22 protein-coding genes are annotated in these 22,642 nt (G+C 48.5%); 10 read left to right on the forward strand and 12 right to left on the reverse strand.

Going from position 1 to position 22,642, the window contains the following annotated elements; genetic code table 11:
• Nucleotides 1-37: 37 nt before the first annotated feature.
• From abc-f to K3G39_RS20670, 3 genes are all read left to right on the forward strand, one after another.
• Nucleotides 38-1,969: a ribosomal protection-like ABC-F family protein gene (gene abc-f, locus K3G39_RS00995; RefSeq protein ID WP_220624294.1), complete on the forward strand. Its 1,932-nt coding sequence runs from the start codon at nucleotides 38-40 to the stop codon at nucleotides 1,967-1,969.
• Between the two features lie 232 nt (nucleotides 1,970-2,201).
• Complete coding sequence (locus tag K3G39_RS01000) at nucleotides 2,202-2,528, forward strand: hypothetical protein (RefSeq protein WP_220624295.1); 327 nt, start codon at nucleotides 2,202-2,204, stop codon at nucleotides 2,526-2,528.
• Between the two features lie 29 nt (nucleotides 2,529-2,557).
• Entirely contained in the window at nucleotides 2,558-2,680 is a 123-nt protein-coding gene (locus K3G39_RS20670) for a hypothetical protein (protein WP_255593708.1), read from the forward strand.
• Nucleotides 2,681-2,700: 20 nt separating this feature from the next.
• On the opposite strand, the gene K3G39_RS01005 is transcribed toward K3G39_RS20670, so the two are convergent.
• The gene (locus K3G39_RS01005) at nucleotides 2,701-2,934 is read right to left on the reverse strand and encodes a DUF2490 domain-containing protein (RefSeq protein WP_220624296.1); all 234 of its coding nucleotides are present in this window, start codon (nucleotides 2,932-2,934) and stop codon (nucleotides 2,701-2,703) included.
• A gap of 401 nt (nucleotides 2,935-3,335) precedes the next feature.
• Between K3G39_RS01005 and K3G39_RS01010 the strand changes: the two genes are divergently transcribed.
• Nucleotides 3,336-4,415 (forward strand): PAS domain-containing sensor histidine kinase, encoded by a 1,080-nt coding sequence (locus tag K3G39_RS01010; RefSeq protein ID WP_220624297.1) that lies wholly within the window; start codon nucleotides 3,336-3,338, stop codon nucleotides 4,413-4,415.
• On the opposite strand, the gene K3G39_RS01015 is transcribed toward K3G39_RS01010, so the two are convergent.
• From K3G39_RS01015 to K3G39_RS20680, 4 genes are all read right to left on the reverse strand, one after another.
• Nucleotides 4,412-4,810 carry a response regulator gene (locus K3G39_RS01015; protein ID WP_220624298.1) on the reverse strand — a complete coding sequence of 133 codons (399 nt, stop codon included), beginning with the start codon at nucleotides 4,808-4,810 and terminating at the stop codon, nucleotides 4,412-4,414. The genes K3G39_RS01010 and K3G39_RS01015 overlap by 4 nt on opposite strands.
• Entirely contained in the window at nucleotides 4,800-7,022 is a 2,223-nt protein-coding gene (locus K3G39_RS01020) for a PAS domain-containing sensor histidine kinase (protein ID WP_220624299.1), read from the reverse strand. Before K3G39_RS01020 ends, K3G39_RS01015 begins: the two co-directional genes overlap by 11 nt.
• 296 nt (nucleotides 7,023-7,318) lie before the next feature.
• A complete protein-coding gene (locus K3G39_RS20675) occupies nucleotides 7,319-7,759 on the reverse strand; it encodes a S8 family serine peptidase (protein WP_255593709.1) in 441 nt (146 codons plus the stop codon).
• An 85-nt stretch (nucleotides 7,760-7,844) separates the two neighbouring features.
• Entirely contained in the window at nucleotides 7,845-8,345 is a 501-nt protein-coding gene (locus K3G39_RS20680) for a hypothetical protein (RefSeq protein WP_255593710.1), read from the reverse strand.
• A gap of 910 nt (nucleotides 8,346-9,255) precedes the next feature.
• On the opposite strand from K3G39_RS20680, the gene K3G39_RS01030 reads away from it, so the two are divergent.
• Nucleotides 9,256-9,657 (forward strand): hypothetical protein, encoded by a 402-nt coding sequence (locus K3G39_RS01030; protein WP_220624300.1) that lies wholly within the window; start codon nucleotides 9,256-9,258, stop codon nucleotides 9,655-9,657.
• Nucleotides 9,658-9,705: 48 nt separating this feature from the next.
• Complete coding sequence (locus K3G39_RS01035; protein WP_220624301.1) at nucleotides 9,706-10,473, forward strand: creatininase family protein; 768 nt, start codon at nucleotides 9,706-9,708, stop codon at nucleotides 10,471-10,473.
• Nucleotides 10,474-10,946: 473 nt separating this feature from the next.
• Here the strand turns inward: K3G39_RS01035 and mscL are convergent, their stop codons facing one another.
• The 5 genes from mscL to K3G39_RS01060 form a co-directional block, all read right to left on the reverse strand.
• Nucleotides 10,947-11,375, reverse strand: a complete 429-nt coding sequence (gene mscL / locus K3G39_RS01040) for a large conductance mechanosensitive channel protein MscL (RefSeq protein ID WP_370627167.1) — start codon at nucleotides 11,373-11,375, stop codon at nucleotides 10,947-10,949.
• A gap of 131 nt (nucleotides 11,376-11,506) precedes the next feature.
• On the reverse strand, nucleotides 11,507-13,096 hold the full coding sequence (locus K3G39_RS01045) for a SulP family inorganic anion transporter (RefSeq protein WP_220624303.1): 1,590 nt from the start codon (nucleotides 13,094-13,096) through the stop codon (nucleotides 11,507-11,509).
• A 391-nt stretch (nucleotides 13,097-13,487) separates the two neighbouring features.
• Nucleotides 13,488-14,237: a metallophosphoesterase gene (locus K3G39_RS01050; RefSeq protein WP_220624304.1), complete on the reverse strand. Its 750-nt coding sequence runs from the start codon at nucleotides 14,235-14,237 to the stop codon at nucleotides 13,488-13,490.
• 139 nt (nucleotides 14,238-14,376) lie between these two features.
• The gene (locus K3G39_RS01055; RefSeq protein ID WP_220624305.1) at nucleotides 14,377-16,812 is read right to left on the reverse strand and encodes an outer membrane beta-barrel family protein; all 2,436 of its coding nucleotides are present in this window, start codon (nucleotides 16,810-16,812) and stop codon (nucleotides 14,377-14,379) included.
• Between the two features lie 350 nt (nucleotides 16,813-17,162).
• Nucleotides 17,163-17,423, reverse strand: a complete 261-nt coding sequence (locus K3G39_RS01060; RefSeq protein ID WP_220624306.1) for a hypothetical protein — start codon at nucleotides 17,421-17,423, stop codon at nucleotides 17,163-17,165.
• A gap of 300 nt (nucleotides 17,424-17,723) precedes the next feature.
• Here K3G39_RS01060 and K3G39_RS01065 point away from each other — a divergent pair, with 300 nt between their 5' ends.
• The 3 genes from K3G39_RS01065 to K3G39_RS01075 all read left to right on the forward strand — a co-directional run bounded on the left by K3G39_RS01065 (nucleotide 17,724) and on the right by K3G39_RS01075 (nucleotide 19,054).
• Entirely contained in the window at nucleotides 17,724-18,155 is a 432-nt protein-coding gene (locus K3G39_RS01065) for an STAS/SEC14 domain-containing protein (protein WP_220624307.1), read from the forward strand.
• Between the two features lie 207 nt (nucleotides 18,156-18,362).
• A complete protein-coding gene (locus tag K3G39_RS01070; RefSeq protein ID WP_220624308.1) occupies nucleotides 18,363-18,632 on the forward strand; it encodes a hypothetical protein in 270 nt (89 codons plus the stop codon).
• 137 nt (nucleotides 18,633-18,769) lie between these two features.
• Complete coding sequence (locus K3G39_RS01075) at nucleotides 18,770-19,054, forward strand: DUF6122 family protein (RefSeq protein WP_255593817.1); 285 nt, start codon at nucleotides 18,770-18,772, stop codon at nucleotides 19,052-19,054.
• On the opposite strand, the gene K3G39_RS01080 is transcribed toward K3G39_RS01075, so the two are convergent.
• On the reverse strand, nucleotides 19,051-19,692 hold the full coding sequence (locus K3G39_RS01080) for a DUF3347 domain-containing protein (RefSeq protein ID WP_220624310.1): 642 nt from the start codon (nucleotides 19,690-19,692) through the stop codon (nucleotides 19,051-19,053). The genes K3G39_RS01075 and K3G39_RS01080 overlap by 4 nt on opposite strands.
• 169 nt (nucleotides 19,693-19,861) lie before the next feature.
• Between K3G39_RS01080 and arsC the strand changes: the two genes are divergently transcribed.
• Nucleotides 19,862-20,203: an arsenate reductase (glutaredoxin) gene (gene arsC, locus K3G39_RS01085; RefSeq protein WP_220624311.1), complete on the forward strand. Its 342-nt coding sequence runs from the start codon at nucleotides 19,862-19,864 to the stop codon at nucleotides 20,201-20,203.
• A gap of 62 nt (nucleotides 20,204-20,265) precedes the next feature.
• Here the strand turns inward: arsC and K3G39_RS01090 are convergent, their stop codons facing one another.
• Nucleotides 20,266-22,638 carry a BamA/TamA family outer membrane protein gene (locus tag K3G39_RS01090; RefSeq protein WP_220624312.1) on the reverse strand — a complete coding sequence of 791 codons (2,373 nt, stop codon included), beginning with the start codon at nucleotides 22,636-22,638 and terminating at the stop codon, nucleotides 20,266-20,268.
• Nucleotides 22,639-22,642: the final 4 nt, after the last annotated feature.

Here is a 22,642-nt window from a genome sequence, read left to right on the forward strand (position 1 = left end):
CAAAATAAGTACCTTTGTAGCTCAGCTTTCCGAATCTATGATCTCTATCAATAACCTTAGCTTTCATTTTGGCAGCCGTCCCATGTACGACGAGGCCAACCTGCATATCAAACCCAAAGACAAGATAGCTCTGATCGGGCTTAATGGTACAGGCAAATCTACGCTACTACGCATCATTGTGGGGGAGTACAAACCCGACGGCGGGAGCATACAGATGAGCAAGGAAACTACCATTGGTTTCCTGAACCAGGACCTGCTCAGCTACGAAACGCACGAGAGCATTCTGTCAGTTGCCATGCAGGCTTTTGATGAGGCCATTTCACTGCAAAAGGAGATTGACCAAGTGCTGGTAGAGTTTGAGAATAACTTCCACGACAAGCTGGTTGATAAACTGGCAGCGCTCCAAGAGCGGTTTGAGGCGCTCGGCGGCTATACCATGCAGGCCGAAGCAGAGTCGATTCTGGAAGGCCTTGGCTTCACAACTGAGGAGCTGAAGCAGCCATTGGCCTCTTTCTCGGGTGGCTGGCGCATGCGTGTAATGCTGGCCAAGATTCTCCTGCAGAAACCCTCGCTGCTGCTGCTTGACGAACCGACTAACCATCTCGACCTTCCTTCCATCAAGTGGCTTGAGTCATACCTGGATCGCTTTGAAGGTGCGGTCGTGATTGTGTCTCACGACCGGGAGTTTCTGGACAAAACCACCAACATTACAGTGGAAGTGTCGGGTGCAAAGCTGAATCTATACCCTGGCAACTATAGCTTTTATGTAGAAGAGAAAGCCCTGCGTAACGAGATTCAGAAAGGCGCTTATGAGAATCAACAGGCTCAAATCCGGCAAACAGAGCGCTTTATTGAGCGCTTTAAGGCCAAGGCAACCAAAGCCAAGCAGGCCCAGAGCCGCATGAAGCAGTTGGAGCGCATGGAAAGAATCGAGGAGGTAGCAGGTGAGGCAGCAAAAGTAAACTTCAGCTTCCGCTTCAACGTGCAGCCGGGGCGCCACATCCTGCGCCTGGAGCATATGAGCAAAAGCTTCGGCAGCAAACTAATATTCCGTGATACCAACGTGCATGTAGAGCGCGGCGACAAGATTGCACTCATCGGTGCCAATGGTAAAGGTAAGTCTACACTGCTGCGCATCATTGCCGGTACCGAGCCGATACAGGGCAAGCGGGAACTGGGGCATAATGTGATCATGTCGTTTTATGCGCAGCATCAGCTGGAGGCCCTGAACGTGGAGAATGAGGTCTTGCAGGAACTGCAGCAGGCTGGTTCCGGTAAATCGGAGGTTGAGTTGCGTACGCTGCTGGGTTCCTTCCTCTTCACCGGCGACGATGCGTTTAAAAAGATAAAAGTGCTGTCAGGAGGGGAGAAGAGCCGTGTGGCGCTGGCCAAAACCCTGATCTCGGAGGCAAACTTCCTGATGCTCGACGAACCGACCAACCACCTGGATATGCAGTCGGTCAACATCCTGATTCAGGCATTGGACCAGTATGAGGGTACTTTTATTATCATTTCGCACGACCGCTATTTTGTAGAAAATGTGGCTACCAAAATCTGGTACATCGAAGACTACCAGCTTAAGGAATATCCCGGCACTTACCACGAATTTGAAACTTTCCAGGAGAAGCGTGAAAAAGAAAGTAAACGTGAAGCCGCCTCAGCGCCAGCTGCTAAGAAAGAAGAACCGAAACCAAAGCGCGACAACAGCGAGTTTAATGCGCTGAACAACCAGCTGAAGCAGGTAAACCGTCAGATAAGTGAGATGGAGAAGCAGGTGCAGCAACTGGAACAGGAACTCGCCAAACACGAAACGGAACTGGCCGACCCGAAGGTATACAGTAACCCTAGCCTGTTGCAGGAAACATCCCAAAAGTTTGAAACTGTGCAGAAAGAACTGGATGCTGTCAACCAAAAATGGGAAAACCTGATGCTGGATGCCGAGGAACTGGAAGAGCAGCTCAAAAGTTAACGTGGCAAAATAACTTACGTCTGATCATACACGATAGATGTGAATTTAATTTGAAGCAGCAAGCCTTGGGTTTGCTGCTTTTTTGTGCCTTTGCTGGCTTAGTTGGCTGATTGGCAGAATAGAAGAGAAGTAATGAAGCTATGCTTTCATGCAATTGTATGCGTATGTTTAAATTGTACTTTGAGATAAGGTGCTCTTTTGCTATTTTGTTTCTCATACGCACCTTATATCTATGAAAACCTCCTTACTGTTGTTGCTGCTTAATTTTAGCAGTGTATTTAATGGCATCACTGCCCAGTATAGCGATGAGATTATTGTACAGAAAAAAGGCTTCGGATTTGCCTACTACCAGACTGGTAGCCAGCTCAGTAAAGAACAACTTTTGCACATTTTAGATCAACATCCGGAAGCACGAAAGGAGCTTCAGAAAGGCCATCGCAATTCACTGCCGGCTTCGATGCTGACCTACGCTGTTGGCCTTCTGATAACTTGTCCGATGAGCAGGCAGCTGGCAACCAACCTAACTGGCTGGTCTCAGGTGCGGGCGCAAGCTTGCTGACCTTCAGCATCCCCTTTGCCGGCGCTAAAATGAAACGGCAGCATCAGGCGATCCAGGTATTCAATAAAGGGTTGCGCTATGCCTGTATACCTAAGCCGGATCTTCGGGTTGGGTATGCTTACAACCGTGCTATCTTACTCTATACCTTCTGACAAGTGGTATTTTTGTTTCTTTAGGGTTCAGCAGTCTCCTTTCGCATGTCCAGGGTATAGAACAGCCAGCTAACCAGGGCATGGTTACTGGTGAAACTACCCGGAGTCGATGACTGTACATAGCGGTTCATGTACCCGGTCTGCAACATCAGGCCCCGGTAGCAGGCCGCTAATATCAGCGAAATGCGGTTCTGATCAAATGGAGCCGTGGCTTCTTCTCCCAGGTTCATCAGTGGTTCGTTGCTCAGGGCCAAGCTGGATTGTATACCTTTAAAATTCAGGGCCGGAAGATTGCGTCGCAGTACCGGGAAAGTGGGTAGTCAGGCAGGTGCGGATGATGCCAAAGCCTGCCGGAATGTAGTGGACGTTGTTCCAGATTAAAAAGCGCTTTGAAACCCGGCAAGTTGTCATATAACCGAACCCGATCTGCTCATCCTGCGCTACGATCTTGTACTGTGCGATAGTTTCTGACAGCAAAAGCAACAGCAGCACCAGGCTGTAGACCAGCTGGTTTACTCCTCATACCAGGTTTTTGGCAGAATTTTCACAATGCAGGAACGGCATAGACGAAGATAGTTGAAATTAAGTTGGATAGCGCCACAGTTAACATCCTGCCCGGCACCCCGTATCTACTACGGTGCAAACAGCCCTTAACATGAACCAATCAGACGTAATTCAGCAAATAGGACAGCAGAGTTCCAAAGTCTTATTTCAATATAATCTGACGCAAAATAAATTTGACTTTCTATCGCCGGCTTTTTTTGACATCTGGGAGATTGAGGAATCGCAGTTGCAGGAAAACCCCCAACTGCTGTTTGACTCCGTAATTGAAGATGACCGCCCCGCTGTGGAGCGCTGCTGGCAAAAGTTACTCAACGGAGATCATATTGACGAGATTGTACGCATAGAGCTGCAAGGGCAGAAACGCTATATCCGCTATATCGCTTACCCGATTTACGATAGTGATAAACAGGTGGCGAGCCTGGCAGGTATGGCTGAGAACGTAACCCAGCAGCAGAATTTTATAAATTACCTGACTGAATTCGGACAACGTAAGAACAGTGCGCTCGAAATGGTATCGCATGATTTGCGTGGCCCGCTGGCTGTCGTCAAAAGTGTTGCTTCACTGCTTCGCAAAGAAATTCAGGAAGACGAACAGCAGGAGATTGCACACTATACTGAAATCATTGAAAAAGCCTGTGTGCAATGCACAGACCTGATACAGGATTTACTCAGCGAAGAGCATCTCCAATCGATGGAGGTAAATGTGCACAAGACCCATGTAGATGTGAGCGAGCAGATCCGGAATGTGGCAGAGTTTTACCAGAAGGGCCAGATGGTGCAGCAGCAATTTATACTACAGCTGCCGGAAGAGCCGCTGATGCTGGAACTTGACCAGATAAAATTCTCACAGATACTGAATAACCTGATCTCTAACTCCATCAAATTCACGCCTTATACCGGCAAAATTACCATACGGGCTTACAAGGATGGGGAAGAGGCTGTGATAGAGCACAGCGATACCGGCATCGGCATACCGGAACATATGCTTCCTCAAATTTACGAACGGCGGAGTATCGCCTCCAGAAAAGGTTTGAAAGGAGAAGAATCGCGCGGGCTCGGACTCTCCATTGTGCATCAACTTGTAAAATTGCTGGGTGGCACGATCAGCGTACAGAGTCGGGAGCAGGAGGGAACAACCTTTATGCTCAGGTTACCCTTGTATGCCGCTTAGGCACGGCCGTTGCGTGCGCGGCTGATGTAAGCCAGGCTCTCTTCGTCGAGTGGTTTGTGTAGGAAACCGCGCACAAGCGGATAAGCCTGAGACTGATCTTTGTCGCTGACAGCGATGGAGGAGGTAAGGATAAACACATCCAGTTTTCCTTTGAGCGCTTCTTCATGGGGGCGCAGGGTGTCCAGAAAATCCCAGCCACTTTTAACAGGCATGTTCAGGTCGAGCAGGATAACGTCCGGCAGGGGAGCGTGAGCTGTCAATGGCAAATCAGCCAGTGCATCATCTGCTGAGGTATACGCACAGATCTCGTGGGCAAAACCTGCTTCTTCCAGCACCAGTGAGGTCAGGTAAATACTGATGTCATCATCATCAATTATGTATACCTTACTGACCATAGGCTGCGTGCTTAAAATATAAGGTAAAGGTTGTTCCTTGCTCCGGCTTACTTTCTACCTCAATTTCTCCCCCGATAGCGTTCATCTGCATTTTCACCAGGTATAGCCCGATGCCTTTTCCGTCGGGTCCTGAATGAAATCGCTTATAGAGTTGGAAAAGATGCGGTTTCACCACCTCCAGGTCCATTCCACTGCCATTGTCTTTTATACTCAGCTGTAGACTGTTCTTTATCCTTACGCTATTTAATTCAATAAGTAAGTCGCAGTGCGCAGATTTATACTTGATCGCGTTTGAGACCAGGTTGTGCAGAATGCTATAGATATAGGCACGGTTAGCAAATAGCAGGTCATCTTCTTTCAGGTTCAGCACAACGCGGCCACCGGACAGGTTGAGTAGATGCTGCAGGCTATGTACCACTTCTATCGCTACTTCGCTTAGGCTGACCATTTCGTGTGCTGCCTGCAGGTTAGCGGACCGTACAGCCAGTATTTTGTTCAGGTCACTGATCACATCGTCGAGCCGGCGGGCGCACGTCTCCAGGTTTTGCACACCTTGCATAAAGCGGGCGCTGTTGGGATCAAGTTTCTGCAGGACCGACGAAAGTCCTATCAGGTTGGCAACAGGTGCGCGCAGATTGTGCGATACGATGTAGTTGAATTGCTGCAAGTCCTGGTTCTGATGGTATAAGTGCTCAGTGGTTTTGAGCAACTGCTCCTGGTCAAGTTTGCGCTCGGTGATGTCGGTGTGAATATAAACGTGTTTCTCGATCTGGCCCTTATCATTTGCGATAGGCGAAATGGTGACATCGGCCCAGATCATTTCTCCGTTTTTCTTGTGACTAAGCATTTCCTTCCGCATGGGAACTCCCATTGCCAGTTGCTCCCTTACCCAGGCAAGCTCACGCGGGTCTATGTCAGAATTGGCCAGGAAATCACTAGGGCGCATACCAGCGACTTCTTCCAGGGTATAGCCGGTCACGTTACTGAAAGCCTCATTCACCCATTCAATCTCAAGTTGGTTGTTGGTGATGATCACGCCATTGGTGGTTTTGCTGGCAACCAGCGAGAGCTTGCGCAATTCCTCCTGCGCAGCCAGTTGTTCTGTTATATCCACAAACGATACCAGGATGCCATCAGCAAATGGACTGAGGGTCATGCGCAGTATCGTATTAATCTTAGGAAAATACTCGTCAAATTGGGAGGCTTTTTTGGTTTTGGCCACCTCAAAGCATTTCTGCTGAAACTGAGTATCAATCAGATAAGGATACTCTTCCCAGATATTGCGGTGCATCAGATCGTCGAGAGAGCGGCCGAGAAAATTAGCGAAAACCGTGTTGCCAAAGCTGTAGCGCCATGCTCTGTCCAGGGCAAAAAAGCCTTCCATCATGCTCTCCAGTATGTTATGCAGTTTCTGTGCCTGCGCTTTCACAAGCAAACCGGCCTCTTTTTCGTTAGTGCTGTCTTTGGCAATACACTGAACAGCAAGCACACGACCCTCGAGCACTACAGGAACCAATGTGGCTGACAGGTGGCGCTTAGTACCATTGTGATGTCTGATGCAGGTTTCAAAAGTGCAGGATTGGCCAGCCAGTGCTTTATTAAAAGCTTCAAATGTCTCAACACGGTATTCGGGCAGCACAAAATCACCAAAATGGCTTTCGGGGAAATCCTCGCGGGTATAGCCAGCTATGGCCACTACCGCATCGTTGCACGCTTCTACCTGTCCGTTTATGGTGAGGGTGAACACCAGGTCGGGGTTATTGAAAAATAGCGCTTTGTAATATGCCTGACTTTCCCTTTTCTGCCGCAGCGCCTCCATCTTAGATGTAATATCACGGGAGTTAGTCACAATTCCCCGTACATGCGGGTTGTCCAGCATGCTGGTAGACACGCAGCTGAGCCAGTGCCACTTGCCGTTTTTAGCCTTATAGCGGAAAGGTGGAAGGCTGATTTGCTTTTCAGCACCATACAATAGCTTAAAAAGTTCTCCTCTGAGCGTTGGTCTATCTTCCGGGTGTACAAGATCGAGCACAGGAGTCCCCAGCAGATCTTCCGGCATATATCCCATTTCAGTGCTGATAGAGTCAGATACGTACTTGTAGTTGCCTTCTCCATTAAGCACAGTGATGAGCTCGGATCCGTGGCGTACAATAGAACTATAGAAATCTGGCGTAAGCGTCAGCTCTTCAGAGGGTGTAAAATTTACCTTCATAAAGGTGTATTGGGTGTTAACTTCTTGAATGTAATTGTAATCAGGCAATATGTGTTCAATTGTTTGATAAAATTTATGAAATTGTTCTAAATGTCGAAAAATGGCTTTTTAATATCCTATTACTTGTAATGCACTCAATTGCCAGCTTTTAAGTGAGGCTGTATAAGAAGATATGTTTTGATTTTAAGTAGGATAATTAGGAGTGGTCACTAAGGAAAGAATTGCACTCTTTTAGAACATAAAAAGCCGGACTGTTTAAGAACAGTCCGGCTTTTTATGTTGGGAGTAGGTATAGCTTATTCTGTTACGGCACGCAAAGCGTTCACGCGGCCATAACCGAAGTATGGGTCGCGGCCCGGTTTGCCCAGGTCGTCGGACGTGGCGCGTAGTTTGGCCAGTACATGCGACGGATCCATTTTGCCGCCATTTTTACCGATGAGGAGGGCAGCTACACCAGCCGCATGCGGGCCCGCCATACTCGTGCCTACAGACCAGTAGTAACTGCCATTACCTGTGCTGAAAACGTAGTCGAATACATACACATACTGCCTTATGCCACCAATTACGGTTATTTCATTGCCAGGGTACATATAGTCACCGCCTGGAGCAGCGAAATGTATGTCAGAGGTACCGAAGTTGGAGTAGGAGGCGAAGCCATCCAGTGAGGTAGTGGCAGGAGCGAGCGCCCAGCCACTTGGAGCAGTTGCCGAGATAGAAATTACTGGCTGCCATATCAATGTTTGGAGCCAGGTCTGGGTGGTCGAGGTCGAAACCGCTATCCAGAACGGCTACACGCACACCGCTTCCGCGGTGGCCTGCGTTCTAGGCCTGTGGCGCTTTGATGGCAGCATGTCCCCATTGCAGGTCAAAGTAACTGTCGTTGTCTCCACTTGCAGGCGGTGTACCCACTTCGCCCAGTTCTACAATTTTCATGTCATCCGGATTATACCACTGCACCTCCAGGTCGCGCACCACAGAGCGCACACCATTTATCTTAGCGGCTTTAGAGGCAAAATTCGGGTCTTCTGAATACACAGTAGCAACCCCTGCTTCCTCCATCAAGCTGGTAATCTCGCCGTTAGCGGCTCTCAGGTTACTTGCTATACCTGCAGGCAGCTTTTCGCTGCTCGACAATACTACGTAGTGGTTTTTGCGCAGCTTCACATTAGAGCCCGGGTGGACGCCCTGTGCCATAAGCGAATCCTCTGCACTTAATTCGGCTCCGGGGTTCATGTCTTCCTCGGGGTTACAACCGGCCAGGCCAATAAAGGCAAAGGTCGCTGCCACACGCAGGCTGTTTCGGGTAGAAAATCTGTTAGTCATATTAATGGTTTTATGGTTAGCAATAGGTAAAGCATTATCCGATGACCTGAGAAGACAGACCCGCTGTGTATGGCTCTAAATTTCCCTATCCGGATCACTATTCGAGGTTTTAGGCTGGATTCCGGAGCGAAAGTTTTATAATGTCAATGATTTATCAGTTGTTATGGTAATGAGAATATATCAATACGGGATGGGTTTAATTATTGTTATAGCAAATTAAAATATAACTATATTAATGAATTATTATATAGTTTAAGTTGAATCCTTTCGGGATTGGGGAAGACTTTATATATTAAACCGAATTCAGTGCCTTTAGTAGGAAACGATTGAGTAGGGAGACGTATGAAATAGCCGCACTTGGACCTCGAGCCGTGCACAGCTCCCGCGAACGTCTCCCCAAGAGCCGTAGCTATATCTGGTACCCGTTTGGCGAAAGCCGATCTGTCAGACACTCGCAGGTCTGAAAGAGTCTGCAAGGTCCGGGACCGTAGACCACACACCGGAAAATAAATTTTAAAAAGATAACAACATTTCAATATAGACGAGCGTATATATAGGCAGCTTAGCGAAAGCTCATTTTGTATATTAGAAGTGGCCCCGGAGGTGAACGACCGGGGCCACTTTTTTTATGTCTATACCAACGCTGGGGATTGGCTGTTCAGAAATCAGAAAGGCGCGTGTGCTATGGAGTCGCATTAATATACAAACCATGCGCCGCGCTGCCAAGAAGATTTGAGTAAAATCACAAATTTATACTAAATGCGCCGATCCGTTTTGATTTTAAATATGGAAGCCCTTTCTTGCAAACCATTGTCGAAATAGCTGGGTTGGAGCACGCAGGTTGTTTAATTGTGGGAACCATGATATCGCTGATCGCCGCGCTTATACCTGCCCTACAGACTGAACTGCAATGATAATATACAAAAAAGATTATATAAACATTGCCTATTACGAGGCTGAGAAACTGCTTGAGATTACCTGGCTGGCCTACGCCTCCAGCGCAGCGTACCGCGAGGCGATGCTACAATACATTGAGGCCCTCCAAAAGTATGAAATCAAGCGCTGGTTAGCTGACTACCGTCAGGCCCGGGTGGTAAGGTTGTCAGATCAGGAGTGGACGAGAGAAGTGTGGTCTGCCTTATTTTTTCAACAATCGCAGCAACTCGAAAAGGTGGCCCGCGTCAAGTCTTCTGACATTTCAGCCCGGATCAGCTTTGAGAACATGTTCAGGTATATCGACCAGAGTCAGCTCCCTTATGGCTTTATGGAGTTTGAGTTTTATGGCGAAGCCCGGAACTGGCTGCTGGCTTAACGTTCTGCAAGCCCTACAGTTAACAAACTACCTTAAACCCAACGCACTATGCGCCCCTACATCCTCGCCGAATCGAACTGGAAAGATATTAAAGACCAACAGGTTGACGTAGCCATACTACCCTGGGGCGCCACCGAAGCACACAATTATCACCTGCCATACGGCACCGACGTTTACGAGGCCGAAGCAGTAGCTGCCGAAGCAGCCCGGCTGGCCTGGGAAGCAGGATCAAAGGTAACAGTGCTTCCGGTTATCCCTTTTGGCGTGAACACCGGCCAGGCAGACATCACACTGGACATTAACCTGAACCCCAGCACCCAACTGGCCATCCTGCGCGACATTGTGGAAGTGCTCAATAGGCAAGGGATCCATAAACTGCTGGTCCTCAACAGCCATGGTGGCAATGATTTTAAACCGATGTTGCGCGAACTCGGTCTGAAGTTTCCGGATATGTTTCTGCTCACCTGTAACTGGTTTCTGGCAGCCGATCGAAAGGCCTTCTTCAACAGCCCCGGTGACCACGCCGATGAAATGGAGACCAGCATAATGCAACACCTGCGCCCTGACCTGGTGCTGCCGCTGAGCGAGGCCGGTGAGGGCAGAGAGCACAAATCGAGGCTGACAGGTATACGTGAAGGCTGGGCCTGGTCAGAGCGCCTGTGGTCGCAGGTAAGCGACGACACCGGCATCGGCAATCCCGCTGCTGCGACGCCCGCCAAAGGCAAAGCCTTTTTTGAAGCAACTACCCGCAACATCGCCCAACTCCTGCAGGAACTCGCCGCTGTTGACCCGAAAGACAGGTATAGGAGGGGGTAGGAGTTTGAGATTTTGAGAATGAAGCGATGTTACACTGTAATGCCGTTCTTGCATTAGGGCTTTTCACTGGCTCTTCCGGACATCCGTATCTGGAAGCATTTCTGCCGCATACATTCTTGCCCCCATATACCTGCAACACTAGACTGGAACACTACGATGTGGACATCCCCAACAGTTTGTTTCGGGAATTGGATGTCCTAAAGTGCATTTAAAAGAGCCCTTCAAATCGTGCCTATACCTGTAGGGACAGGTCGCGACCTGTCCGAATCGTACACGAGCTATGCCTGTCCTATTTGCGCACCGGCGTACTTGTCCAAGTCGCTCAAGATTATTCGCTAGGAGTAGGGGCTTTTGACAAAGGAGCAAGTTAATCGTTAGCCCAATATTTTAACCTTTCAACCAAAAACAAAAACCCATGCTGCACTGGCATATCCGCCAATGTACAGCATGGGTTTTTTATGAAATAGATGCGCTTATTTCGCTGCGATGGTACGCAGGGCGTCGCGCATTTCGGTAAGGAGCACTTCTTCTTTGGTTGGAGCCGGTGGCACTGCAGGGGCAGCGGCTTTTTTGCGCATCAGGCGGTTCATACCTTTCACAATCATGAAAATAATGAAGGCCAGGATAAGGAAATTAAGGACTACAGTCACAAAGTTACCCCAGGCAAATACGGCACCGAGCTTACGCGCTTCTTCCAGCGCCAGGCCAGAAGGAACCGCACTCGAAAGTGGTACATAGAGGTTTGAGAAGTCCATGTCGCCTACGGCTGTTCCTATCAGTGGCATGATCAGGTCGTTTACAACCGAATTAACCAGACCACTGAAGGCACCACCAATGATAATACCAATGGCCAGGTCCATTACGTTGCCACGCATGGCAAACTCTTTAAATTCTTTTATCATGCCCATAAGCTCTGATTTTTGATAGTGAGTGAATTGAATGGTTTTTGATATGTAAATATATAGATTTGGAAGTATAAAGCAAGTGCTCTATACCTAAGTATTTAATGGGATTAACTGTATTGGTAGAAAAACTAGACAAGTTTAGGCTGTGTATAGAACCTATCAAGCCCGATTGTTTCCATTTTGATATTCTTGTAGGCAGCGGTAGCCTTAAACTCTTCGATGATCTCCAGCACGTCATCATCTATGTGCACGGAGTTGGAAGCATCAATCACAACGGTAGAGTTGGGGGCTACGTGGTTCAACGTCAGCATAATGCTTGCCTTGTTCAGGAAAGTTACTTCCTGTGCCAGCACCAGCTCAATGTGTTCGCCTTCGTAGTGTTCTCCGCCCTCCACAAAGAACGGTGTGCGGTAATTGTCGCGCAGAATCAAGAATACCGACACGGCGCCACCTATCATAATGCCCACAATCAGATCGGTAAGCATGACAGCTACAACCGTAACAAAAAACGGTACGAACTGGCGCTTGCCAGCCTTCCACATGCGGCGAAACAGCGAGATTGAAGTCAGTTTATAGCCCACCACAAAAAGCACCGCAGACAGCGAAGCCAACGGAATGAGGTTGAGCAGGCGCGGAATTGCCAGCACACAGACCAGCATGACGATGCCATGCGTGATGGTAGCGAGTGGTGTGCGGCCTCCGGAAGACACGTTAGCGGAAGTTCGCACAATAACCGCCGTTATTGGCAGACCACCGATCAAACCCGACACGATGTTGCCTACACCTTGAGCCTTCAGTTCGCGGTTGGTAGAAGATTTTCGCTTGTATGGGTCCAGCTTATCACCGGCCTCTGTGCTGAGCAGCGACTCTAGTGAGGCGATAAAAGTGATACTTAGTGCCACGCTCCAAAGCGCAGGATTGGTTATTTGTGAGAGATCGGGGAAAGTGAAGAAAGAGAAAAACTCACCCAGGCTTTCAGAAACAGGCAATCGCACCAGCCTTCCGTCCGCCAGAGCCAGTTCCGGCAGGTATGCCACAAAGAGCTGGTTGATGCCGATGCTGGCCAGTACCGCAATCAGGGCAGAGGGTACAAACTTAAAGAAGGTATAACGCTTCAGCGAAGGCCTGTCGAACAGGAAAATTATGGCCAGGGATATAATGGTGATCAGGGTCGCCCCCAGGCTGATGTAGTCAATGATGCCGGCAATTTCAGCAAAGATGCGGGTGCTGAAACCGCCCTCCATGCTACCAAAAAGCTCTTTGCCAGAATAACCGAAGGCTTGCGGAATCTGGTTGATGATAAGGATCAGGCCAATGGAGGCCAGGATACCCTTGATAATGGAGGAAGGGAAAAAATAAGCGATGGTGCCCGCCCTTAGGAATCCCAGGATAATTTGGAAAACACCCGCCAGGATCACGGCGCAAAGCACGATCTGGAAAGAACCAAACGATTCAATAGCCACATAAATAATGGGTGCCACACCGGCTGCCGGTCCGCTCACGTTTACCTTAGAGCCGCTCAGTATACCCACCACAATGCCGCCCACTATACCTGCAATAATGCCGGAGAACAAAGGGGAGCCCGAGGCAAGCGAAATACCCAGGCAGAGGGGCAGTGCGATCAGGAAAACAACAAGGCCAGCCGACAGATCCGTCTTCACGTGCGAGAACAGGCTGTCCTGGATTTTTGGTTGAAAAGGCAAATTATCGGATTGCATGGATGGTAACAGGGTATAACAGAGATTTTTTTAAATATTAAAAGGTAAGGTATAGAGTCGACCAATTCACACCTGTAAGGGTGAAGGAACAGGTATAGGTTATAAAGAGTAGCTGATCAGAAAGTACAGACCTGATCCGGATAGGAAGGTATAGGCGCGCCTTTCCAGAAAATTGTCCGGTGGCCAACCCTCATGAAGGGGGAGTAGGGGTGCTATGAATAAAATGGCACTGCATGATGCGCTGCAAATTACGGCTTTTAAGTACCAATTCAAAAGCCAGGTATAGAACAGTACCTAAGTCCTTTTCTATACCTGGCTTGCAGGTAATATGCTACGTTTTGCGGCGCCTGGCAAATGCCCAATCGTGCTTACGTAGGTATAAGGTATAGCGCTATACCTCATACAAAAAGAAAGGCTTTTCGTAACCCGACTTCTGCAGAACCGGCTTCGAGACATTGAATACTTTTACACCAGTGCTGGTTTCGCCCTCTAGTGTCCCTACGTGCGCATGCCCATGAAAAGCAGCTAGTACGTTGCGGCGATTAAGGGGCTCTTCGAGTCGGGAGCAGCCCAAGAAGGCGTGAATAGCTTCGGGTTCGCCCTCGATGGTAGCCTGGATAGGAGCGTAGTGCAGCAGTACGATTTTTTTCATTTCGCTGTGCTGGCTGTCAATCTGCGACAGGGCAGCATCCAGTTTCAGGGCTTCCGTTACGGTTTCTTGCACAAAATCTTTATTGAGTTGCTCGCCAAACATGCCCAGCATATACCTGTCGAAGCCGCCCCCAAAACCTTTCACACCGGCAAAGCCCACATGTCCGATCACTGTAAAGTCGCCGTCGAGCAGCTGCAGGTTAGTTTTGGCAAAAATCTTGCGCAGTTTCTTTACCTGGTTCTGGTCATAGTCATGGTTTCCGAGCACGGCCAGCACAGGTATAGAGCAGGCTCTGAGTTCCTCGGCCAGCACCTCGGCTTCACTTTCGCGACCGGTATCGGTCAGGTCGCCGCACAGCAGCAGTACATCTGCCTCTTCGGATACCTGCCTGAAAAAGTCGGTCCATTTGCCGGCATCCTGTTCATGCACATGTATATCGCCCACAGCTGCTATGCGCAGCTTTTTATGTTCAGTATTTGCGTCTTGCATCGTGTTTCATTTTATTGAATGTAATACTACGTGCAGGGAACGCTTCAGGATAGGGTATAGTGCTATCCCTTGCCTTAAAAAGAAACAGCCCCCATGCTCAATGGCGCGGGGGCTGAGTAGGCTAACAAGTACTATTTACCTAATTTCCGGTTCTGTTAATCTCATCGAGATTGATGTTACGCTTCTTCGCTTCAAAGTCCTTTCCTTTGGCGAAGTTGTAGCGCAGGTTAATACGAATGCTCTGCGTGCCCTGGTACTGGTCAATAGCGTTGAGGTTACCATCCTGCATAGTTTTCACTTTCAGCATGCGGGTTTGAAAAATGTCAGTTGCGTTAAGAGCCAGTGTCAGGCGGTCGTCCATAAAAGTGCGCTTCAGACCGGCATCAAGCCACCACTGGCTGTTTATCTCGTACAGGCCATACACAGCTGGTCCCTGGAATCCGGCATTCAGCTCCATGCGGATATTTTTTGGCAGCTGAATATTCTGGTTAGACTGCACATAGAACAACACCTGGTCGTTGACAACATCCTGCGCATTCACTTCTTTGGTATAGCGCTGGTAGGCGAGGGTAGCCGTGTTGTTCATTTCCCATTTACCTGAAAGCTGCACAGGCGCTACCAACGTGGTATACAGGTTCTTGTAACTTTCAATGTTGCGCTGGCTGAACACAGTGGTGTTGTCTTCGCTGTTATAAGTCGGTACTTCGCCGATAAAGTCTGTGGTGACAGAGTAGCCGGCCATCAGGTTGTAGCGCTCCTTCAGGGTCTGCGTGATCTCAAACGAGTTGGTATACTGTGGCTTCAGGTTGGGGTAACCTTGCGACCAGGTATAAGGATCGAGGTAGAAAATGAACGGATTCAGCTGACCATAATATGGACGGTTGATGCGGCGGCTATACTTGTAGCTCACCTGGTAGTTGTCGCTCACTTTCTGCTGCAGGAACAGGCTTGGGAACAGATCCAGGTAATTTCGCTTGGTGATATCATTCAGCGTGATGGAGTTACCCTCAGAAGAAGTATGCTCAGCACGAAGACCGGCCATGATCTTCCAGGTATCGCTTAGTTTAGTAGAGTAGTTGGCGTAACCTGCAAAGATGTTCTCTGTGTACACAAAATGGCTGGTGCGGCGTGGGTCCAACACCTCTCTGCCGTCTGTTACTTCATAAAAAAGCAGCTCGTTGTCTGATACCACATGGCTGGCTTTAGCGCCCAGCTCCATTTTACCTTTCTTGCCCAGTTTCTTGCCGAAGTCCAGTTTGCCAGCCAGGATGTCGTAGCCGGTCGGGTTAAAGCTGGTAAGGTACTCCTGGCTTACCAATTCGTTGGTACCCAGCACATACTGCCTGTTCTTGAATACAAAATCTGTTTCGTCTATGATGCGGGCATAATCCACATCAGCCGAAAGGGTAGTGCCGAGCGTGTCGAGTTTGCCATTGTAGTGCAGGTTGAAAGTACCATTGCGGTAAGTGCTCTCGTGTTCGTTGGTGGCGGAAATCTGGCGGCTATCCGCTGCAACCGGGCGGCGCAGATCAGACTCTGTATTGAAGATGCCTTCGTTGGAGTTGTAGAACAGATTGCTCATAAAACCCACGCTGTGGCGCTCATTGATCTCGTAATCTGTGCCCAGGCGCAAAGTCGGGTTGATGCGCTCACGCTCCTCTATACCTACCTGATCGAAGAAGCTGCGGCCGACCGGATCATTGAAGATACGCTCCATCTCCATGTCGCGAAAGTTTCTGCGGCGTGAAAAATCCAGGCCCGCCGTTGTGTTCCACTTTCCGCTTTTGTGGTTCAGGTCAAAACCAGAGTTGTAAGAGCTCATGCGGTTGTACTGGTAGCCAACGTATACATTGCCGTTCATGCCATAAGCCTCGTTCTTTTTCAGGTTGATATTGATGATGCCGGAAGCGCCCTCCGCATCGTAGCGGGCAGAAGGGTTAGTGATAATTTCCAGATCTTTCAGGTTTTCAGCTGACATACCCTGCAGCAGGTTCTGCAACTGCTTCCCGGAAAGGTATGACTGCTTGCCATTGATCATCACCTGCACGCCTGGCTTCCCATTCAAGGTAATGTTGCCATCCTGGTCAATCCAAACGCCCGGCGATTTCTCCAGTACTTCGTAGGCTGTGCTGCCTTGTGCCAGACCGGTGCCTTCCACGCTAACCACCATCTTTTCAGCATCGTTGGTAATGGTAGGGCGCATGGTCTGGATCGTTACCTCCTTCAGGGTTTTTACATCTGGTTTTACCTGCAGTTTGCCAAAGTCGCGGCTGAATTCAGGTCCCGTTACTTCAAAGACTTCCGTGATCAATGGAAGGTAGCCCAGACCGCTCAATTTCAATTTGTAGCTTCCTTTTGCAGGTGTTTTGATGCGAAAAGAACCATCCATCTCGGCAATGGCACCTGTCACAACCGCATCAGAAGCCGATGAGAGCACAGCAACATTCACAAAGCCCAGGCCTTCACCTTTTTCATCCAGCACTTTACCAGTCAGCCAGGCTTCCTGCTGGGCTAAGGTGTTGTGAGACAGCGTAGTAAAGATTGTGAAAACAATTAAATAGAATAACTTTTTCATAGTATTATTTTGTTAGCATGTAGTGTAATAGGATGATACAAAGCTAGTGTATAGTACTTTGTTATGCAAGGTACTGTTTACAATATTATATGAATCGCCTTAAAATGTCCGTTAACAGCTTCTAAATTCCGACGAACGTAGCGCTGGATTCTGAAATTCCGATGAAAGTAGGGGGCGGGAGTCTCTGCTTCCAGAACTGCCATAGCTGATAGATGGCTGCTAGTAACCCAAGGTTGCTTTGGCTACTGTCTATTTTTGCAGAAGGGTAATAAAAAAAGCCTCCTGTCAGCCAGCGGAGGCAAACAGGAGGCGAATATGAAATAAGGACGTTATACCTTACTTGCTATACCTTAGTTGAGCTTTGGGCAGATACATTCGCATTGTTGCGGGTGTTTCCTTTTAATGAGGCGCAGCATATAGCGAAAAATAAAGTATCGTTCCCGCTTACGTTCCTCCCGACTCAGTGACTTGCGGTAATCCAATGTTTCAATAAAGCTGGCAGTATCCTGGTATAGAAGGTAACTGTATACCTTGAGGAAACATTTTTTAACGCTGCTTTCTTTCACCTCCGTGCCAGTCTCATCAATCAGAGCATTTCTTAAATTTTCCATTCCTTGCCGCCTATGTATTAAAACAATACTATTAATAACTACATGTTTTTCAGGATATAATCTTAAAGCTACCCTTTATACCTGATGTGTAAAATGATCCTTGTCACTTTTAACGTAAAGGTGCCCTGAATATTAGTGAGTATACAAATTGTAAGGTAAAACAAGGGTGGTAAGTTCCGTTAACATTGAAATACAGTTAGTTGGGATATAAAAATTATAAATTTCACTTAATACTGACAACAGCCTCCGTATTTATACGTTATATAACTATATCATTAAATAATAGACTGTTACACAGATATGAAATCACCGCCCTATTTTCAGGTAAGCTACAATCGAGAACTTGGCCTACTATCGAGCCAATGGTTGCGGGTTGGAAACAGTACGGAGTATCGCCAGGCGCTTATCAATATCTGCAGACAGTTGCAGAAGTACAACGCATGTGGCTGGCTTGTGGATTTCAGTCGCATGGCAACGCCGAACATGAGCGACCAGAACTGGACGATCGAACTACTAGGTCACAGCCTGCCACAGACCAGACTTCGTAAGCTAGCGCTGGTTTTACCCGACGATCTTTTTCTGGAGGTTGTTGTGGAGAAAGTAAGCAATAGTCTACTCAGCATGTCCGGTAACCAGGTGCAGATCGCTCAATTCGACGATCCAGACACCGCCCAGCAGTGGCTTATTTGTTGCAGTGATCCCAACGAGGGTTTATTCCGGGATGCTTCATAAGATATTCCGCCTGTCGCCTAATACGAAGGATAATACACTGGCTCTCGGAGTTTGAGGACTGCTTTGATTTATTGCAGCCGTTTTTAGCTATTTTATTAAATTATTTGAAAAAAATCAGGATAAACATGAAGAATCCCTGAACTTTTCTTTCATAGTTCATGTAATAAACTTGCTATTAATTTATAATTCTTTGCACAACACAAGACTATGAAAGAACTTGAGAGAATTCAGCAGGCGCTTCGGCACAGCAACACCCTTGTATTAAAAGATCGTGAGAAGACAGTTGAATGTTCTTTTATCCGGGAGGGCCTTGTCTACGAAAATTTTCAGCTTGAAAACAATGTGCTGGCCTCAGCACTGCAGGAAACAAGCGTGAACGGCATCGTGGAAGGTTTAAACTTTGAGCGGCTTAAAAACAGGTATGAGTGGTTTGCGCTGCGCGTTAAATCCAGAATGCTACTGGACACTTTAAAATAATCTATTCCCGTAGTTATAGAAAAAGCCCTTCGCTACTTGCAAGCGAAGGGCTTTTTTATGTTCAGGAATCTGGTAACCTATACCTGGCCGATGCAGTACGCTGCTCTATGAATCTATCGCTTGCATTTGGCGTTCACATGCTCCTGCACATAGCAGTACCGCTTGCGGTAGCAGCTTTGTTTTACAGGGAGCAATTTACAAGGGCATCCTTGCTTATACTGGCAGGCCTAATTATCGATGCAGACCACTTGCTTGTGCGACCTATACTTGATCCCATGCGCTGTAGCGTAGGTTTTCATTTATTGCATCAATACTGGCTTATACCTGTTTATGTCCTGCTCGCGCTTATACCTAAAACAAGACTGGTTGGCATCGGACTCGTCATCCATATCGCGCTCGACTGGATGCATTGTCATATTTAGTTAAGCACTTCTTCGTTGCTGCCGCACTTCAGCATGCTGCTTCCGAAGTAAGGGTTGCGGATTTCTGAGTTGGTGCTTACCCAGTACGCGCCCTGGTTGTTGTTTACCATCGGGCAATGCTGGTAGTATACCTTCTGGTCGGTGGCGTCGAATGCTTTGGTCAGCGAGAACACAGCTTCTGACAGGTCTTCCAGTTGGTTGCGCTGCTCGCCCAGGTCGTTGGTGGCGGCGATGGCTGCAGCAGACTGACGTACTTTTTCAACCTGCTCCTCGGCAAATGTCTTCTGCTCCGGTACCTGCAGGGTAGCTACAGGCATTGCGTTGGCAGAGTTGAGTACGGCACTGGCTGCTTCTTTCGCTGTTGCTGCGTCAGACTCTACCATGGCATCTTTCAAGGCGATGTACTCGTCCAGCAGCTGGGCCAGGTTACGTTTCATAGGCTCTGCTACCGAATCGAAGGAAGGTGTTTCTACTACCACGGTGCCGGCTGCCGGCATATTGTCGCCGTTTGCCATGTCGTCGTGATGTTCGTGGGCATGCTCTTCTGTGGCATCAGCATGCTGCTGTGTGTTGTCGGATGAGCAAGAAGCGAAGGCAAACATAGCCACCAGCGCTGCAAATAATGTTGTCTTTTTCATAATGTTATATCAGAAAATAGTGGGGTTGGTTTCAAACATTTAACTAATCGGATAGCCCTGTCGGGCATGTCTTTTTGCAAAGTTAAGCTTTTTGGTGAAACGACGGTAAAGCGGCCGCGCTCGCCTATTTTCTGCTTTTGCGTATCTTTGAACAAATCAAGTTTTTACTATGGTCACGATCTATCATAACAACAGATGCAGCAAGAGCCGCCAGACACTGGAGTTGCTGCGTGAAAAAGGAGTGGAGTTGCAGGTAGTGGAGTACCTGAAAGACACCCCTTCTGCACAGGAATTACAAGCCGTGCTCCAGAAGCTGGGCTTAAAACCGGAGGAGCTTTTGCGCAAAGGCGAACAGGTATACAAGGAGAATTTTGCCGGCAAAAGCTATACCGACGAAGAGTGGTTGCAGATTATGGTCGAGCATCCAGTCCTGATCGAACGCCCGATTGTGGTCAAAGGCGACAAAGCGGCCATCGGTCGTCCTCCTGAAAAAGTGCTTGATATATTGTAACTCAGGTATGAGCAGGTATAAGGTATAGACCGGTATAGCCGCTATACCTGTCTATACCTGTTTTAGAATGGATAGCCGATGGCAATGTTGAGCACCATACCTTGTTTACCCGGTTCAGGCTTGAACCTGAATTTAAAGTCGTCGAGGACGAAGCGGTCGCCTTCGGGCAGATAGGGTACGCGCACCGGTATACCTAAGTCGAAGCGAATCACGAAGAACTCAATATCTACCCGCAGGCCAAAGCCTGTACCTACTGCCAGTTCCTTAAACAGATTGCCTGCTTTAAACTTTGGCTTCTCCAATACTCCTGTGTCTGTGTAGGTCTCTTCGAGCAGCCAGATATTCCCGGCATCTACAAACAGCGCTCCTCTAAAAAACCCGAAAATAGGGAAACGATACTCTACATTGCTTTCAAGCTTGATGTCGCCTGTCTGGTCAAAAAAGGAAAAGGCCAGATCTCCTGCGTCGTACGTGCCCGGCCCTATACTGCGTGCCCGGAAAGCCCTGATGCTGTTCGGGCCGCCAATTGAGAATTGCTTCACGTAAGGCAGGGTGCGTGAGTTCCCATAAGGGAAGCCCACTCCAGCGATCAAACGGGTTGCCAGCTGGCTCTTCTCTGAAAAATTAAGGTAGTATCGGAAGTCGTTATCAATGCGGGTGTATTGCGAGTACGGCTGGTTAAAAATGGTGCGCGGTGGCACAGGCGGTTCGGAAGCATCATCGCGTTTTTCGCTGCCCAGCAGCGACTGCACCGCACTCACCAGGTTGCCCGACACATCCAGGGTAGTAGCGTTAAAAAACTGATGGGTTTTATTCTCCAGCGCCAATGTGCTCAAGGTATGCTGATAAATAGAACCGATGATGAACTGTTCTTCAAAACTGCTACGTAAAAAAGGATTTTCATCAAGTAGAGCGCTAAACTCTTCTGTCTGTTTTCCCAGGCGTACATATTGCAGGTTTATTGGTGTGAAGTCATGCGTAATCGTCTGCCTAGGTCGCCAGTTATACCCGTAGGAGGCATTAAAGGAGTTCATCTGAAAAAACTGTACCCGGTTCAGGAAATTATAGCCCAGCGCAATACGCGTTTTTGGCACAAAGGCAGACCGAAGATTGGGCAGGTTGAAAGGAGCCACCAGTCTTGGGAAGGTAAGGCTGGTCTGTACCCCAAGCTCGTAGGAGCTAAGCCCGACCGGGTTCTCATCGGGTGACTCGCCGCTGACGTTCCGCTGGCCCCCCACCTGATTTTCAAAGCGACCGGTCAGGTCCAGAGTAAACACCTCTGACCCTTTAAAAGCATTGCGGTTTCGGAATGAGACAGTAATACCGGGCCCTGCCAGGTTATTGGATTTGCTCACCATCTGCGCTTCCGCCCGAAGCGATTTTTTTAAGTCGGGTGTCATGAAGATAAACGCATCCAGCCGGTCCTCTTTCAGGGTATCCCGCTCATACTGCAGGTTCACAAACTTATAGGCACTCAAACCAGACAACCTGCTGACAGTGAGAAGGTGGTTGCGACGGCTATACACGCTGTCTTTCGCCACAAAAAGCCCCGGCACAATATGCTTCGCCCGTACATAGTTTTCGTTCGGAATGTAGTTGTAACCTTCAAAGCGCAGCGTATCACTCACGGACAAACTGTCGTTCAGCACATAGTTTGCGTTGATAAAGATGTCGTCGATTTTGTAAGGGCGCAGGGAATGGGCCGGCAAATCATGTTTCAGGCGAAGGAGTACATCCACTTCTCTATTGCCCACCGCAGTGTCGGCACTGAAAATAAGCATATTGGGCGCAAAAAAGAAGTAACCTCTGTTTTTGAGAACCTGGTCTATGCGGGCTCTCTCGGCAATCATTTTGTCCAGATCGTAAGGTTCTCCCTGCTTGAGCAGCGAGTTGGCTTGCGTCTGACTGATCTCGGTATGTATGGGCAGGGAGTCGCTGGCGGTATAGTTGATCTTGCGTATGCGGTAAGGCTCGTGCACAGTGGCAGTCCAATCGATCGTGGCTTTCTTCTTTTTGATGGTAGTATCACTCTGCACAGTATTATAGAAATAGCCCCGGTTGTGCAGGCGCGATTGCATCACTTCGTTGATGCTGGCGGTGTCCACTTCAGACAAGAGCACAGGAGGCTCACCGAGCTTACTCTGTATCCAGTTTTTGAGGCCTTTCTCTTTCTCGGTATAAAATGTATTGTAGATCCAGAGCTTGGGGCGCATACCTAATATAGAGGCGTTGGGCTTGGGGCGCACCGTGTTGCTCAGTTCGGTTTCCAGCTCGGTGCCGCGCTTGCTGCTGTCCTTCTCGTCGTTTACTTTCACATTAAAACCTGCAAACAGGGCATCGCCTTCCGGAACGGTTTTCGTGCTGCTGCAACCGGGCAGTACCCAGCTCAGCGCCAGACATAATACAAACAGGGAATAGCGTAACGCTGTGGTCATAGGG

The sequence above is a fragment of the Pontibacter sp. HSC-14F20 genome (assembly GCF_019599265.1).
Taxonomy (GTDB): domain Bacteria; phylum Bacteroidota; class Bacteroidia; order Cytophagales; family Hymenobacteraceae; genus Pontibacter.